Source organism: Parabacteroides sp. AF19-14 (genome assembly GCF_003635485.1).
Classification (GTDB): Bacteria; Bacteroidota; Bacteroidia; order Bacteroidales; family Tannerellaceae; genus Parabacteroides; species Parabacteroides distasonis.
Window position 1 is genome coordinate 84346 of the sequence record NZ_QTMJ01000020.1, and the last position, 14122, is coordinate 98467.

The following is a 14122-nucleotide window of genomic DNA, read 5'->3' on the forward strand; positions in this document are numbered from 1 at the left end:
GACAAAAGCGAATATTTGTCTTATTCTATATACCTATTAATTAAAAGCAGTCTGCAAATTACCGTCATGCTGGTCTTTCAAGGCCTGATCGTACTTTGCCTTTTGCTGCTCACGAGTAATCGGCTGGATTTCCTGGCCGTCTTTCAAGATCTGTACGCCTTCCACGACAATCTTATCACCGGACTTCAAACCTCCCGTCACTAAATAATTTTTGCCATCATTCAAATTGGAAACCTTGATCTCGGTATTCTTCACGGTATTATCAGGCTGCAATACAAATACGAATTTCTTATCCTGAATCTCCACGGTAGCCGATTGAGGGATCGTAATGATATCGTTCATCGTATATGGGAAGATGATATTACCAGTACCACCGCTTCGCAAGACATTTCCCTCGTTAGAGAAAATAGCACGCATGCTTACAGAGCCGGTAGATTGATCGATAACACCGCTCACGGCATCAATCTTACCCTCATGATGGTACGTAGAGCCATCCGCCAATTGCAGTCTTACGGCCGGCATCTTCTCTAATTGCTCTTTCAAGGTACCACCGGCTTTCGTCAATGCCAATAACTCCTTTTCCGTCATAGAGAAATACACATACATATCACCGATCTCAGATACGGTAGTCAACGGTTGAGCGATCGAAGCGCTTACCAAGCTACCTACACGATACGGGAATGTACCGACAACACCGTTCGAGGGACTTGTAACCGTACAGAAAGACAAGTTCTGGTTAGCGCTAACCAATTGAGCCTCCGCCTGCGCCAAGCTCGCTTTTGCCGACATCAGCTGGTTCACGGCAGTCTGATACTCGAAATCACTGATGATTTTCTGATCAAACAAAGTTTTCTTATTCTTCTCGGTCAATGTTAAAGTGCTTACGTTTGCCTTCGCCATCTCTACCGCGGCCTTAGCCTGACCTACCGCAGCAGCGTACTGCGTAGGATCAATTTGGAACAACGCCTGTCCTTTACGAACCGTAGCTCCCTCATCCACACATAATTTCACGATAAATCCAGAAACTTGAGGACGGACTTCGATATCCTGCGTACCTTTGATGGTAGCCGGATAGGATGTTGTTTGGTCGCTAGTCGTTGAATTGACCGCCATCACAGCGAACTCAGCATCCCCTAATTTCATACCACTCTGACTGTTTCCACAGGCAGTTAATAAAGACATACCAACCGCAAACAATGCGATCTGCCTTAACTGAGTAATCGTAATTTTCAGCATTCGTTTATCCATATTTGTATATAATTATATATTCAAGGCTGTTTTTCAGTTACCTTTTCTTTCTAACCCAAGTGGAGATCTTTCACATCTATTCACACAATAGGGTCTTTACTCGTCGTTTCATCCTACAAATGTAAAAACTTTTTACACGATTTCTGTTTCCTACTTATCTTTTTCACCTAAATTAATAGCACTTAAAAGGAAGCGCCTGTTGAAATACATCTCTTTTGGATTCAAACGAAAATAAAATTGTTTTTTTCAACAATATATTTTACATTTGTGTCCACACACAATAAACAAATATTATATATTATGGAGCCTAAATTTATAATATCAGAAGTATTCAGTACCGCATGGAAGGGAACGAAGTCGCAGCTATGGATATTAGCCGGATTATTAATCGGATATTGTATCTTGTCTTTCACGCTGACAGCGTTCGCGATGCCCATGCAAAGTTCTATTATCGGTAAAATCATCGTAAACGTGATCAGCGCGTTATTCTCCATTATTTTCTCCTTAGGATATATGAAAAATATATTTCAGGCGTTGGATGGGGAAGAACCTCAGTTTTCCGCATATGGACAACAGACAAAGAATATCATCACCTACTTTCTAGCGAGTCTTATCACGGGATTTGTCGTATTGGCGGGTTTCTTATTTTTTATCATCCCCGGTATTTATCTGGCATTGCGCCTTCAGTTCTTCCAAGCCTTTATTATCGAGGAAAACGCCGGGATTATCGAGTCTTTGCATAAAAGCTGGGAGATAACGAAAGGACAAGTATTGCCTCTGTTCATTCTGGCGTTGGTTATGATCGGGATCCTGATATTAGGATGTATTTTATTCGGTATCGGAATTTTCGTCGCCGTTCCTCTTATCTATATGATGTATGGCTACGTTTTCCGTAAATTGAATACTCCTCTTCAAATACTCGAATAAGCAGAGAGGACGAATACACACTACAATCTATACCATGAATAAAAATTACAGGATAAAAGATATCGCCGAATTATCCGGCGTATCAACCGGTACGGTAGACCGCATTTTACATGAGCGGGGAAAGGTATCGGAGGACGCACGGAAAAAGGTAGAGAAAGTCTTAAAAGAAATTGACTATCAACCAAATCTGATAGCCCGTTCTTTAGCGTTGAAGAAAAAATATCATTTCATCGCTTTGATCCCTTCTTTCCATGAAGGGGAATACTGGGCGAAACTAAGCCAAGGGATAGAGAAAGCGGAACGGGAATTGTTTAGCTATAATATAGACGTCGAGCAAATCTATTTTGACCAATACGATAGCAACAGTTTCGACGAATTAATCCCGAAGATTGAGACCGCGGATTGTCAAGGGGTTATCATCGCTACATTATTCAAGCAAAGTGTCTTGACCTTGACCCAGCGGCTAGACCAGAAAGGTATTCCTTATATATTAATCGATTCTTTTATCGACCACACGAATTGTATCTCTTACTACGGAACGCATTCATATGATTCGGGGTATATAGCGGGACGCCTTTTATTCGAGCAAATCCGTGAAGAGGACGATCTAGTGATTTTCCGTTTCACCCGTAAGGGGGATTCATGTTCTACGCAAGTGCAGAAGCGAGAGGAAGGATTCCGGGATTATCTCGCCAATACCTCATTCAAGGGAAAGATTCATTTGCTGCATGTGCACGCGGATGACCGAGAAGAGAATACGAGACTACTGAATACTTTCTTCGACAAATATCCTCAAGTAAGAATCGGTATCATCTTTAATTCGAGGGCCCATTTCCTTGGAGATTATCTAAGTAGCGAACGGCCGGACTATCCTTTCAAGCTTCTTGGCTACGATGTGATAGAACCGAATGTCCGTTATCTGGAAAACGGCTTGATCACGCATTTGATCGCCCAGCGACCGGAGGTACAAGGATATCATTGTATCAAGGCACTTTTTAGGCATTTGATCCTTAAAGAGAAAATTGAGCCTGTCAATTATATGCCGATCGATATCTTGGTAAAGGAAAATATACAATACTACAATAATTATATCTGATGAACTCCTTATTTAGCGTAAAAGAGAAAGTGATTTTGTTGACCGGAGGCTATGGTATATTAGGAGCCTGCATGGCCAAGCACTTGGCGAGAGAAGGCGCGTACGTCGTAATCCTCGGACGAAACGAGCAAAAAGGATCTGCCTTGGTTGGTGAGATTAAAGCGGAAGGGGGCGAGGCCTTATTCTTGGTTTCAAACGTACTGGATAAAGCCTTGCTGGAGCAAAACAAGCAAGAGATATTGAAAGCATATGGGAAGATTGATGTTTTAGTCAATTTGGCGGGTGGCAACCAAGCCGGAGCGACGATTCCTCCCGACAAGACGATCTTTGATCTGGATATCGATGCTTTCCGGACGGTCGTGGACCTGAACTTATTCGGGACCGTACTGCCGACAATGGTCTTCGCCGAGGTCATGGTGGGACAAGGGAAAGGAAGCATTATTAACATCTCGTCCGAATCGTCCCTACGCCCATTGACTCGTGTGGTTGGCTATGGATGCGCGAAAGCCGCTATCAACAATTTCACGCAATACATGGCCGGGGAGCTGGCGATTAAATTCGGAGAGGGCCTGCGAGTGAACGCCATGGCACCGGGATTCTTCCTTACCGAGCAGAACCGGGCATTGATGAGCAATCCGGATGGATCACCCAGTGATCGTTGCAACACGATCGTCGCGCACACGCCGTTCCGCCGCTTAGGAAAACCGGAGGAGTTACTCGGTACTTTACAATGGCTGGCGAGCGACGCCTCCGCATTCGTAACCGGTACCGTGATCCCCATAGACGGAGGTTTCGACGCTTTCTCCATCTAAATAATGTGCCAATGTGCCAACCAGCCATGCATCAAACCGCATTGGTATATTGGCACATTGATAAATTTAAAAATTATTCATTATGTATCTATGTGAGCAAACTTGGCGTTGGTACGGACCGAATGATCCTGTCAGCCTTTGGGACATCCGTCAGGCGGGTGCCACCGGTATCGTAAATGCGTTGCACCATATCCCGAACGGGGAAGTTTGGACTACGGAAGAGATTCAAAAGCGGAAAGCCTTGATCGAATCCGCCGGATTACGGTGGAGTGTAGTTGAGAGTGTGCCCGTACACGAGCATATCAAGACGCAAACCGGGGATTTTCAAACCTATATAGAGAACTACAAACAAAGCATCCGTAATCTGGGAGCTTGCGATATCCGGGTAGTTACTTACAACTTCATGCCGGTATTGGACTGGACTCGTACCGATTTGGCTTATACGATGCCGGATGGTTCCAAAGCCTTGCGCTTTGAACGCGCGGCTTTTATGGCGTTCGACTTATTTATATTGAAACGACCGGCGGCGGAAGCCGAATATACGGAGGCGGACAAGGCGAAAGCCAAGGCACGCTATGACGCTATGAGCGAGGAAGACCGCCAGCTGTTGGTTCGCAATATGATCGCCGGACTACCCGGCTCGGAAGAGACTTTTACGATCGAGCAGTTTAGGGAAGCGTTAGACCGTTATAAAGATATCGACGCGGAGAGACTTCGCTCGAACCTGATCTATTTCTTACGGGAAATAGCTCCCGTGGCGGACGAGGCCGGTGTCAAGCTCGTTATCCATCCGGATGATCCCCCCTATTCCATTCTCGGGCTTCCCCGTATCTTGAGCACGGAAGATGATTTCCGGAAGTTAATAGAGGCCGTGCCGAATCCTAGCAACGGGCTTTGCCTATGCACAGGTTCTTTCGGTGTCAGAAGTGATAACGACTTGGCCGGGATCATGGAACGTTACGGGGATCGGATCGATTTCGTTCATTTCCGCAGCACGCAACGAGACTCGGAGGGTAATTTCTTCGAGGCGAACCATCTGGAGGGCGATGTGGATATGTACGGTGTCATGAAAGCCTTACTGGAATTGCAGCAACGCCGCCAATGCTCCATCGCCATGCGACCGGATCATGGACATCAAATGATAGACGACCTAAAGAAGAAAACCAACCCGGGCTACTCCTGCATCGGACGTTTACGGGGTCTGGCCGAGCTACGGGGATTGGAGATGGGTATCGCCTTATCCCTGTTCAAAGGACATTAAAAAGACAGCGTCTTACAGTTAGCACAGTACTGTGTACGAAGTACCGCAGTACTGTGGCTAAAGTACTACAGTACTCTGTACGAAGTATTGCGGTACTCAGCACGTAAGTACTGGAATACTTCGTACAGAGTACTGCCCTATTTATAGCACAAGGCTACCTCGCCCCTATGGGGGAACATCACAAACCGAACAACCGGGGAATCAATAAACTTAAATCCGGCAAGAAGGCCACCAAGAACAAGACAATAACCATCGCCGCAAACATCGGCAGCAACGGACGGATCACCTGATCGATCTTTGTCCCCGCTACGCTACATCCGATAAACAATACCGAACCCACCGGTGGCGTACATAATCCCACACAAAGGTTCAATACCATCATGATCCCGAAATGTACCGGGTCCATCCCCAATTGCCCCGTCGCTATCGGCAGGAAGATCGGGGTAAAGATCAAGACAGCGGGCGTCATGTCCATAAAGATCCCGACAATCAATAGGATCACGTTTATAAGTATCAAGATGACCACCGGATTGTCGCTTATACTTAGCAAAGCGGCACTTACCGTCTGAGGAATATTCTCATAACTCATGATCCAAGACAAACCCGTACAAGTCGCCACCAAAAGAAGGACGATAGCCGTAGTCTTGGCCGATCGCAATAACACTTGCGGCAATTTAGCCCAAGTAAGTTCTTTATAGATAAAAGAGAGGATTAACGCATACAGTACAGCGATCGCCGAAGCCTCGGTAGCCGTAAACAATCCCGCCAAGATTCCTCCGATCACGATCACCAATAGCATCAAACTAGGGATCGCCCTGAAAAATACCCTTGTCGCCTCCGAGAACGGAACACGTACGCCAACCGGATACCCCTTTCGTGCGGCAAACATAGCGGCTACGATCATGATCGCCACTCCCGTAAGAATTCCCGGTAGATAACCAGCCATGAACAAAGCGGATACAGAGACTCCGCCACTCGCCAAGGAGTAAACGATCAAGACATTACTCGGAGGTATCGTCATGCCGGTAGTAGCGGAAGAGATATTTACGGCGGCACTGAAATTCGGATCGTAACCGGCCTTTTTCATCTCCGGTGTCATAATACTCCCGATAGCAGAGGCAGCGGCGGCGGCAGAGCCACTGATCGCCCCGAATAACATATTCGCCACGACATTGACTACCGCCAGTCCTCCGGGCAACCGTCCGACCAGCACTTTAGCGAAATCGATCAAGCGCAAGGCGATACCTCCGCTATTCATGATATTCCCCGCCAATATAAAAAACGGGATCGCCAGCAGAGCGAAACTGTCCAGGCCCGAAGCCATACGCATCGCATAAGTCGTAAGGGCGGGAAGCGAGTCTATATTCACGAGCATCGTCAATATACCCGCCACACCGATGCTATACGCTACCGGAACCCCGACTACCAGCAGGAAAAAGAAACTTATCACTAATACGAGTATACCTATAATATCCATATCATCAGCCTTTTAAGAATTAGAGGAACGAAATAAGGCGATTGCGTTATCTATCGCATAATAAGCGGTAAGCAATCCCCCTAGCGGCAATGCCAAATACACATATCCTAAATTAATCTCTAAGGAAGCCGAAGTAACTCCCAAATGAAAACGAGTGTATACCAGCCAAGCCCCTCCTACGATCAATACAAATACAGCGAATAAAAATACGATCAAGAAAATAAACAATCGCAAGAGCTTCCTGCGGGAAGGACGCATATGTTGAAGCAATAAATCGATCGCTAGATGCTCATTTTTACCGGATACATAAGCGGCCCCCAGCAATCCCACCCAGATCAATAAATATCCGGCCAATTCATCCGTCACGGAACTCGGGGAAACCAGAATATACCGGCTTAATACCTGCCATAGCACATCCACGACCAAGAAAGCCATCAAGAAAATCAACGATAGCTCCAATCCTTTATCAATTATCTTTCTCATGGGTATTCTGTATTTGATCTATTAAATCATGAAAAACCGGATCATTCTTAAACCGCTCGATCATCGGGGCGGCGGCATCCATAAACGGCTGCTTATCCGGGTAAATAATTTCCACTCCGTGCGCTTCCATCTCCTCTAGCGATTGCTTCTCTTGCTCCGCCCAAAGTTTCCGTTGATAAATAGCGGCGGCGTCAGCGGCCTGTCGCAGCCAATTACGTTCTTGTTCCGTCAGCTTCTGCCAAGTAGCCAAGCTAATGATGATCACGTCCGGACACATCGTGTGCTCATTGACTGAATAGTATTTTACCACCTCATGATGGAACGCTGTTGTCACGGAAGGCGTATTATTCTCGGCTCCATCCACGACATTACTTTGTAAGGCCGTATACAATTCACCCCAATCCACGGGAGTAGCCGAACCACCGAATGTCTTCATCATCTCCACGGCTATCGGGCTCTTTTGCACACGGATCTTCAGTCCTTTCAGATCCTCGGGAGTACGAATCTGCTTGTTTACCGTATAAAAGCTACGGGCCCCCGAGTCAAAATAAGCGAGTCCCCTAAACCAATAAGGTTCCGTTGATCCCAATATCTGTTTACCTACCGAACCATCCAACACCTCGAAAAACTGCTCACGGGAACGGAATAGATAAGGTATGCCAAATACCTTAAACGGATCGGCAAATCCTTCCAATGCGGCGGAGGAAACTTTCGTGATATCGAGACTTCCTATTTGAAGCAACTCTATACATTGATTTTCGGACCCCAATTGAGCGGAAGAATAAATATCCATGCTCATCTTTCCTCCGGACAACTCTTTCAGACGCTCGTTCATATAGAGCAATCCTAAATGGACGGAATGGCTGGGGGGCAATCCGTGCGCCAGTTTCAGCACCCTTACTTCCTTTACCCCTTCCTTACAGGAGAAGGAGAAAGATACGCACATCAGGAATAGCAGGGCGGTCTTTAGAACTTTCATATTAGAAATGTTAACAATTCGTTGTTTATCGACAAATATAAAGGAAATAATCGAATTGTGCACGTACACAGAAGAAAAAAGTGGCCGCTTTCTTCCTGCCTATATTCACATACGGAACAAGAAGAGCACGGCCTTGATTTAACCTATTTCTCTAATGTTATGATGAAACATCGAGACGGTCAAATGTAGAAACAATCAAAGTGACCGGTCTTATATCGACCGTGATCTTATTTCACGAAAGCGTGAAACTTATTCACGCCTTTTCTCTAACAGCCATTTACGGATCTCCTCTATATCTTCCTTGTCCGCTTCTATAGTGATTGAATATCGCCGGGGTTCGTCCGCTAAATACACCTCCCGCAAGAAATCATAGGCTAAGACTTCCGATATACGCAGTAACAAATCAACATCAATACTGCTTCGCTTAAATATCTTATAAATATTGGTACGTTCATAATGCAACGCATGGGCAAAATCGGAAACCGAAAGTCCCCGCTCTTCCATTTTCTCTTTTATTAACGAACCGATATGTATCTCCTTTTGTTCTTTCATATACAAAAGCCGTTTTTAAGGTAATCTTATCTCATAAATAAACCCACATCTGAGAAAAGGTGTGTTACACTTTACCTTAAACCCGTCAAACTGCGGCACGACCAAATGCCTTGTACACAACAGAAATAAGGCAAAGGAACACACCAAATACAGGTGTATTCGCATTGTCTATTTCTCTGTGTACTTTAAATTGGTCGTTTTCAGTTTAGAGAAATGCCAGCAAATACAATATCGTCATCCTCCCTGACCAAAGAGACAAACTAGTCCCCTCAATCATCGTATAATATCTCCATTTTACCTTTACAAAGGTAGGCAAATTCAACTATCAGAAAAAACACAAAGAATAAAAAGAAGTATAAACATATCGGAAATATAGGCCATTGAAAGAGGCTTTTTTATACTTTTGTGGTAAAACAATATCTAATGGCATCTAAAATACACAATGGAATACTCATTCTTACGCTAATTTTATTTGCGTCTTGCCGTACGCAAAAGCCTGCTCCACGCCCGGCCCCTCCCGAAACTGTGGATTTCCCTACGGCAAATATTCCTCTTCCCGTCGTGGATTTCAATTTCATGTTGCCGGAAGCTCCGGAGCTAGCGGTTTGTCATTCTCCTAGAAAAGATATCACGGAAGCCTTTACGCCCCGTGATAAAAGCCAGATAGCGATCAAGGACCCCAAGCTATTCGATGAGAATAACACGGAAATTATTGATTTATCCTTGATCCCCGCCGGGGAATACGCATTTCCCCTTCCTAATGGAAACGTGATCTCTCCTTATGGGGGAAGGAGAAGACATCATTCCGGAGTAGATATCAAAACTTGTGCCAACGATACGATCGTGTCTGCTTTCGATGGTATTGTCAGGATGGCGAAACCATTCGCCGCCTATGGCAACGTTATCGTTGTTCGCCATTATAATGGACTGGAAACGATCTATAGCCACAACTCCAAGAACTTGGTTAAACCCGGAGATCGTGTTCTCGCCGGACAACCGATCGCCTTAACCGGACGTACCGGCAGGGCTACTACCGAGCATTTACATTTTGAGACTCGTATAAACGGAGTTCATTTCAATCCGAATATCGTCTTCAACATGGCTAAAAGGAAATTACGTTCAAAATGTCTGGTTTGTACCCAGAAAGGTAATAACGTAATCGTCAAATCGGTTGATATATTACCCCATCAAAAGGCTGGTCCATACGTACCGCCACCTCCTTATAAATGGGTTTACAATGAATGAAAAAAGGCCTTACGGACAATCCGTAAGACCTTTTTTCATTCCGTGGAGATGGAGAGATTCGAACTCTCGTCCAAACGAGGAATTAATTTGCTTTCTACATGTTTATCTTCGCCTTCATTGTCGGGGAAGAGCAAGACCGAAGCCACCCACTCATCCCTTATCCTCTAAAGTTTCGCCTGAGACCCGAGGCTTATCTCAAACTATCTCCGATATTGCTGCACCACCTGATCGGAACGCTTCGGAGCCACAGCATCCGGGTGATGTCACGTCCCCGCAACTTTTGCAGGGATTAAGCTTGAATCTACTATACTTCGATTAAGCAGCGAGAGCGTAATTATTTTCGCCAGTTAATTGTTCGTTGTCTGAGATTTAAGTGCAAGCCAACCACGCACTACATGCTTACAAACCACTTCTACCCGCTGTCAAAACCGGTCATCCCCATGGTTTTGTAATATTTCTTTTGGCAAAGATACATATAATTTCGAATTTAGCAAAGACCCATAACTGATTCCTTCCGATTAGGATTATTTTAATGTAAACGAAGCTGTTTTCACCTCTTTACTATTTCCACCGATCATTACCTGAAACTCACCCGGCCCAGCGACATAATCTAAGGTTGAATCGTAGAATTTCAACATATCCACATCAATATCAAAGGTTACTTTCTTGCTTTCTCCCGCTTTTAACGCAACTCGCTTGAATCCTTTCAATTCTTGGACCGGAGGGGTTATGCTGCGTACGATATCACGTAAATAAAGCTGTACGATTTCCTCTCCATCCTGAGCCCCGGTATTGGTAACAATCACGGATACTTGAATTTTTCCATTTGCATCCATTGAATTCATATTCAAAGATACATCGCCATACGTATAAGTCGTATAGCTCAAGCCGTAACCAAATGGATAAAGAGGCTCATTCAACACATCTATATAATTGGAGACATAACGAGTGTACCAAGCATCGGGAGACATAGGGCGTCCTGTCATCTTATGATTATAATAGATCGGACATTGGCCTGTTACACGAGGAAAAGACATGGTTAACTTCCCTGTCGGAGAAACCTTTCCGGTCAAGACATCGGCAATAGCCGCTCCTGCTTCCGTACCACCGAACCATACGTTCAAGATCGCATTCACCTGCTTTTCCTCGGATTGTAATGCCAAAGGTCTTCCGGTAAAAAGTACCATTACGATCGGCTTTCCTGTCTTCTGGATAGCATCCAGTAATTTTTTCTGCGTTTGCGGCATTTCAAGGATGGCTCTACTAGCGCCTTCTCCACTCATATCTATCGATTCACCCAAAGCAGCGATAATCACATCAGCGCCTTCCACCACTTTTAGGGCCTCGGCGATTAATTGTTCATCGCTTCTATCATCCCGGGTTGAACGATTTTGATCCGTAAAGTTCGCTTCATAAACGGGATCATCGACTAGATTGCTGCCTTTTGCAAAAACAACCTCTACTCCATTTCCCAAAGATTCCTGTAAATCCTCTACCAATCCATGATAAGATTTAGTCTGCTCATCATATTTCCACGATCCAGCCATATTCGCCTTGCTATCCGCTAAAGGACCGACTACAGCGACCTTACGACATCCTTTAAGTGGAAGCAGATTATTATCATTTTTAAGTAACACGAAAGACTCCGCCGCAATACGACGGGCCGCTGATACATTATTTACCGACAAGAACTCTTTGGCGGCTCTTTTCGGATTACAATATTTATATGGATCATGGAACAATCCCAATTGGTATTTTGCGATTAGTATTCTCCGGCAAGCAGAGTCAATCTCAGCCTCTGTTATTTTCCCATCTTCCAATGATTTCTTTAATACGGCATGATAACAGTCCGCTATCATATCCATATCGACACCCGCCTTTAGCGCCTTGACTCCGACTTCCTGACTATTACCTATTCCATGGTTTACCATCTCCGCTATTGCCGTAAAATCAGACACGACAAAGCCGTTAAATCCCCATTGTTTACGCAACACGTCATTAAGAAGCCAAGTATTTCCGGTCGCAGGGATACTTTCAAATTCGTTGAATGAAGTCATGATACTTCCTACTCCTGCTTCTACAGCAGCCTGATAAGGACGCATGTAATAATTCATGGCAGTCACACGGCTCATATCCACCGTATTATAATCCCGACCAGCCTCGGCCGCTCCATAAAGCGCATAATGCTTTACACATGCCATAAGAGTCGTATCAGCCGATAAATCATTGCCTTGATAACCACGCACCCATGCTTGAGCCATTATACCTCCAAGAAACGGATCCTCGCCCGCTCCTTCCTTTACTCGTCCCCACCGAGCATCATGAGATATATCGACCATCGGGCTATATGTCCAACAGATACCATCAGCACCAACTTCCTTTGCGGAAATTCGAGCGACCTCTTCTATATTCTCCGGTTTCCAACTACACGAAAGACCTAGAGGAATGGGAAAAACGGTTTTATAACCATTACAAATATCAGCGCCAACAATTATAGGAATCCCCAACCGACTTTCTTTAACTGCGACTTCTTGTAACTGCCGGATCGCATCGACACCGAATATATTAAATATACCACCAACCTCTCCTCGTACAATACGACTGGCTATCTCACTCTTTTTAGGATTTGGCATTACGTTTCCATAACTAGGAAGATTCAATTGGCCGATTTTCTCATCAACGGTCATTCGACTCATCAGACCATTTATAAATTCATCCGCACTTTTCTGTTCAATCTCAGCTCTTGTGATTCTCTCACTTTTTTCTCTCGCTATCGAACAAACAGGCACTATACATGCCATTGAAATAAATAAAACTGAACTTTTAAGGAATTTCATAACTTAGCTTTTTTACTTCAAAAAAAGCCCGAATAACAGAAAACAGCAATAAACTCACTACTTCAAAGATACGATATGCTATAGAACACGCTTTCCCAGACTACGCTTTTACTACGTTTACCATCAATAATAAACTAGTAATAAATAAATTGCGCAATCGATTTAAGAATCTACTCCGCAAGTCTCCAGAAAAGATATCTGGAGTTCTATTCGATCAGACCGATCTCACGAAACCAATCTTCAGCCCGATCCGGCCATTCATTTACAGACGCTCCCGTATCTCGTAACCCATATCCATGGCCACCTTGACTATATAAATGCATCCATGCCGGAACACCAGCTTCCTTTAAGGCATAATAATAGAAAATACTACTGTTGATATAAGATTTATCATCTTCCGCTTGAATTAACATGGTTGGAGGTGTGGCAGATGAAACCTTTAACTCTGGTGCCAATTGGAAATTCTCTCCATCTAAATAAGCAGGATAAACCAATAAACAATAGTCCGGACGACAATTTACTTTATCCGTAGCATCAATAGCCGGATAAGTACGTTTCAAAAAATTATTGCTAACCATGGCAGCTAAATGGCCACCAGCCGAGAATCCCATCACACCGATTCGCTTTGGATCTATATTCAAGTTCTCAGCGTTCGCTCGAACATAACCAATCGCACGCTGTACATCTTGCAAAGGAGCTTCGTGTTTTTCCAGTCCTTCCCGTCTTGGAACCCGGTATTTAAGTAAGACCGCAGTTATTCCAAGATTATTAAGCCATTCACAGACTTCATCACCTTCCAAATCATAAGCTAAAATATTGTAACCACCACCGGGACAGACAATCATAGCGGCACCCGAGGCCACTTCATCCGGAGCATGATATATAGTAATCGTTGGCTCACTCACATTCGTAATACGCAAAACACTCTCACCACCGGTTTTTCCACCATCCGTATCAGCTTTCTCTATTAATTTAATAGTTTCTCCCGGCGCCCCTTTTGGGAATAATAAAATCGGATTTTCTTGTGCCATAGACGTATTGATTAAACAAACCCCAATCAATAAAGGGAATATCCACTTCTTAACCATACAACACATTATTAAGTTATAGGGAGCGAATATATACATCTTATTTTATTTATCCAATCAGAATCGAATAAATAAAAACAGAAAAAGGAGTCACCCCTTACGGACTGACTCCTCTCC

At 44.4% G+C, this 14122-nt stretch carries 12 protein-coding genes and 1 other RNA gene; 5 read left to right on the forward strand and 8 right to left on the reverse strand.

The window, feature by feature from the left end:
• Positions 1 to 36: 36 nt before the first annotated feature.
• Positions 37 to 1248: an efflux RND transporter periplasmic adaptor subunit gene (locus DWX33_RS17465; RefSeq protein ID WP_008771622.1), complete on the reverse strand. Its 1212-nt coding sequence runs from the start codon at positions 1246 to 1248 to the stop codon at positions 37 to 39.
• A gap of 300 nt (positions 1249 to 1548) precedes the next feature.
• Between DWX33_RS17465 and DWX33_RS17470 the strand changes: the two genes are divergently transcribed.
• The 4 genes from DWX33_RS17470 (at position 1549) to uxuA (ending at position 5344) form a co-directional block, all read left to right on the forward strand.
• Positions 1549 to 2175 carry a hypothetical protein gene (locus DWX33_RS17470; protein ID WP_008780866.1) on the forward strand — a complete coding sequence of 209 codons (627 nt, stop codon included), beginning with the start codon at positions 1549 to 1551 and terminating at the stop codon, positions 2173 to 2175.
• Positions 2176 to 2209: 34 nt separating this feature from the next.
• Complete coding sequence (locus DWX33_RS17475; RefSeq protein ID WP_008771620.1) at positions 2210 to 3271, forward strand: LacI family DNA-binding transcriptional regulator; 1062 nt, start codon at positions 2210 to 2212, stop codon at positions 3269 to 3271.
• The gene (locus DWX33_RS17480) at positions 3271 to 4083 is read left to right on the forward strand and encodes an SDR family oxidoreductase (RefSeq protein ID WP_005865131.1); all 813 of its coding nucleotides are present in this window, start codon (positions 3271 to 3273) and stop codon (positions 4081 to 4083) included. Before DWX33_RS17475 ends, DWX33_RS17480 begins: the two co-directional genes overlap by 1 nt.
• An 82-nt stretch (positions 4084 to 4165) precedes the next feature.
• Complete coding sequence (gene uxuA, locus DWX33_RS17485) at positions 4166 to 5344, forward strand: mannonate dehydratase (protein WP_005855384.1); 1179 nt, start codon at positions 4166 to 4168, stop codon at positions 5342 to 5344.
• A gap of 178 nt (positions 5345 to 5522) precedes the next feature.
• Here the strand turns inward: uxuA and DWX33_RS17490 are convergent, their stop codons facing one another.
• The 4 genes from DWX33_RS17490 to DWX33_RS17505 all read right to left on the reverse strand — a co-directional run bounded on the left by DWX33_RS17490 (position 5523) and on the right by DWX33_RS17505 (position 8835).
• Entirely contained in the window at positions 5523 to 6821 is a 1299-nt protein-coding gene (locus DWX33_RS17490; RefSeq protein ID WP_008780864.1) for a TRAP transporter large permease, read from the reverse strand.
• A 12-nt stretch (positions 6822 to 6833) separates the two neighbouring features.
• Positions 6834 to 7304 (reverse strand): TRAP transporter small permease, encoded by a 471-nt coding sequence (locus tag DWX33_RS17495; RefSeq protein WP_008780863.1) that lies wholly within the window; start codon positions 7302 to 7304, stop codon positions 6834 to 6836.
• The gene (locus DWX33_RS17500) at positions 7288 to 8283 is read right to left on the reverse strand and encodes a TRAP transporter substrate-binding protein (protein ID WP_005855377.1); all 996 of its coding nucleotides are present in this window, start codon (positions 8281 to 8283) and stop codon (positions 7288 to 7290) included. Before DWX33_RS17500 ends, DWX33_RS17495 begins: the two co-directional genes overlap by 17 nt.
• Positions 8284 to 8532: 249 nt before the next feature.
• Positions 8533 to 8835, reverse strand: a complete 303-nt coding sequence (locus DWX33_RS17505; protein WP_005865121.1) for a helix-turn-helix domain-containing protein — start codon at positions 8833 to 8835, stop codon at positions 8533 to 8535.
• A gap of 423 nt (positions 8836 to 9258) precedes the next feature.
• Here DWX33_RS17505 and DWX33_RS17510 point away from each other — a divergent pair, with 423 nt between their 5' ends.
• Complete coding sequence (locus DWX33_RS17510; RefSeq protein ID WP_008771615.1) at positions 9259 to 10080, forward strand: M23 family metallopeptidase; 822 nt, start codon at positions 9259 to 9261, stop codon at positions 10078 to 10080.
• Positions 10081 to 10120: 40 nt separating this feature from the next.
• Here the strand turns inward: DWX33_RS17510 and ssrA are convergent.
• From ssrA to DWX33_RS17525, 3 genes are all read right to left on the reverse strand, one after another.
• Positions 10121 to 10520: a transfer-messenger RNA gene (gene ssrA / locus DWX33_RS17515) on the reverse strand.
• 84 nt (positions 10521 to 10604) lie between these two features.
• On the reverse strand, positions 10605 to 12917 hold the full coding sequence (bglX, locus tag DWX33_RS17520) for a beta-glucosidase BglX (RefSeq protein ID WP_122144904.1): 2313 nt from the start codon (positions 12915 to 12917) through the stop codon (positions 10605 to 10607).
• Positions 12918 to 13123: 206 nt separating this feature from the next.
• Positions 13124 to 14005 (reverse strand): alpha/beta hydrolase, encoded by an 882-nt coding sequence (locus DWX33_RS17525; protein ID WP_122144907.1) that lies wholly within the window; start codon positions 14003 to 14005, stop codon positions 13124 to 13126.
• Positions 14006 to 14122 lie beyond the last annotated feature (117 nt).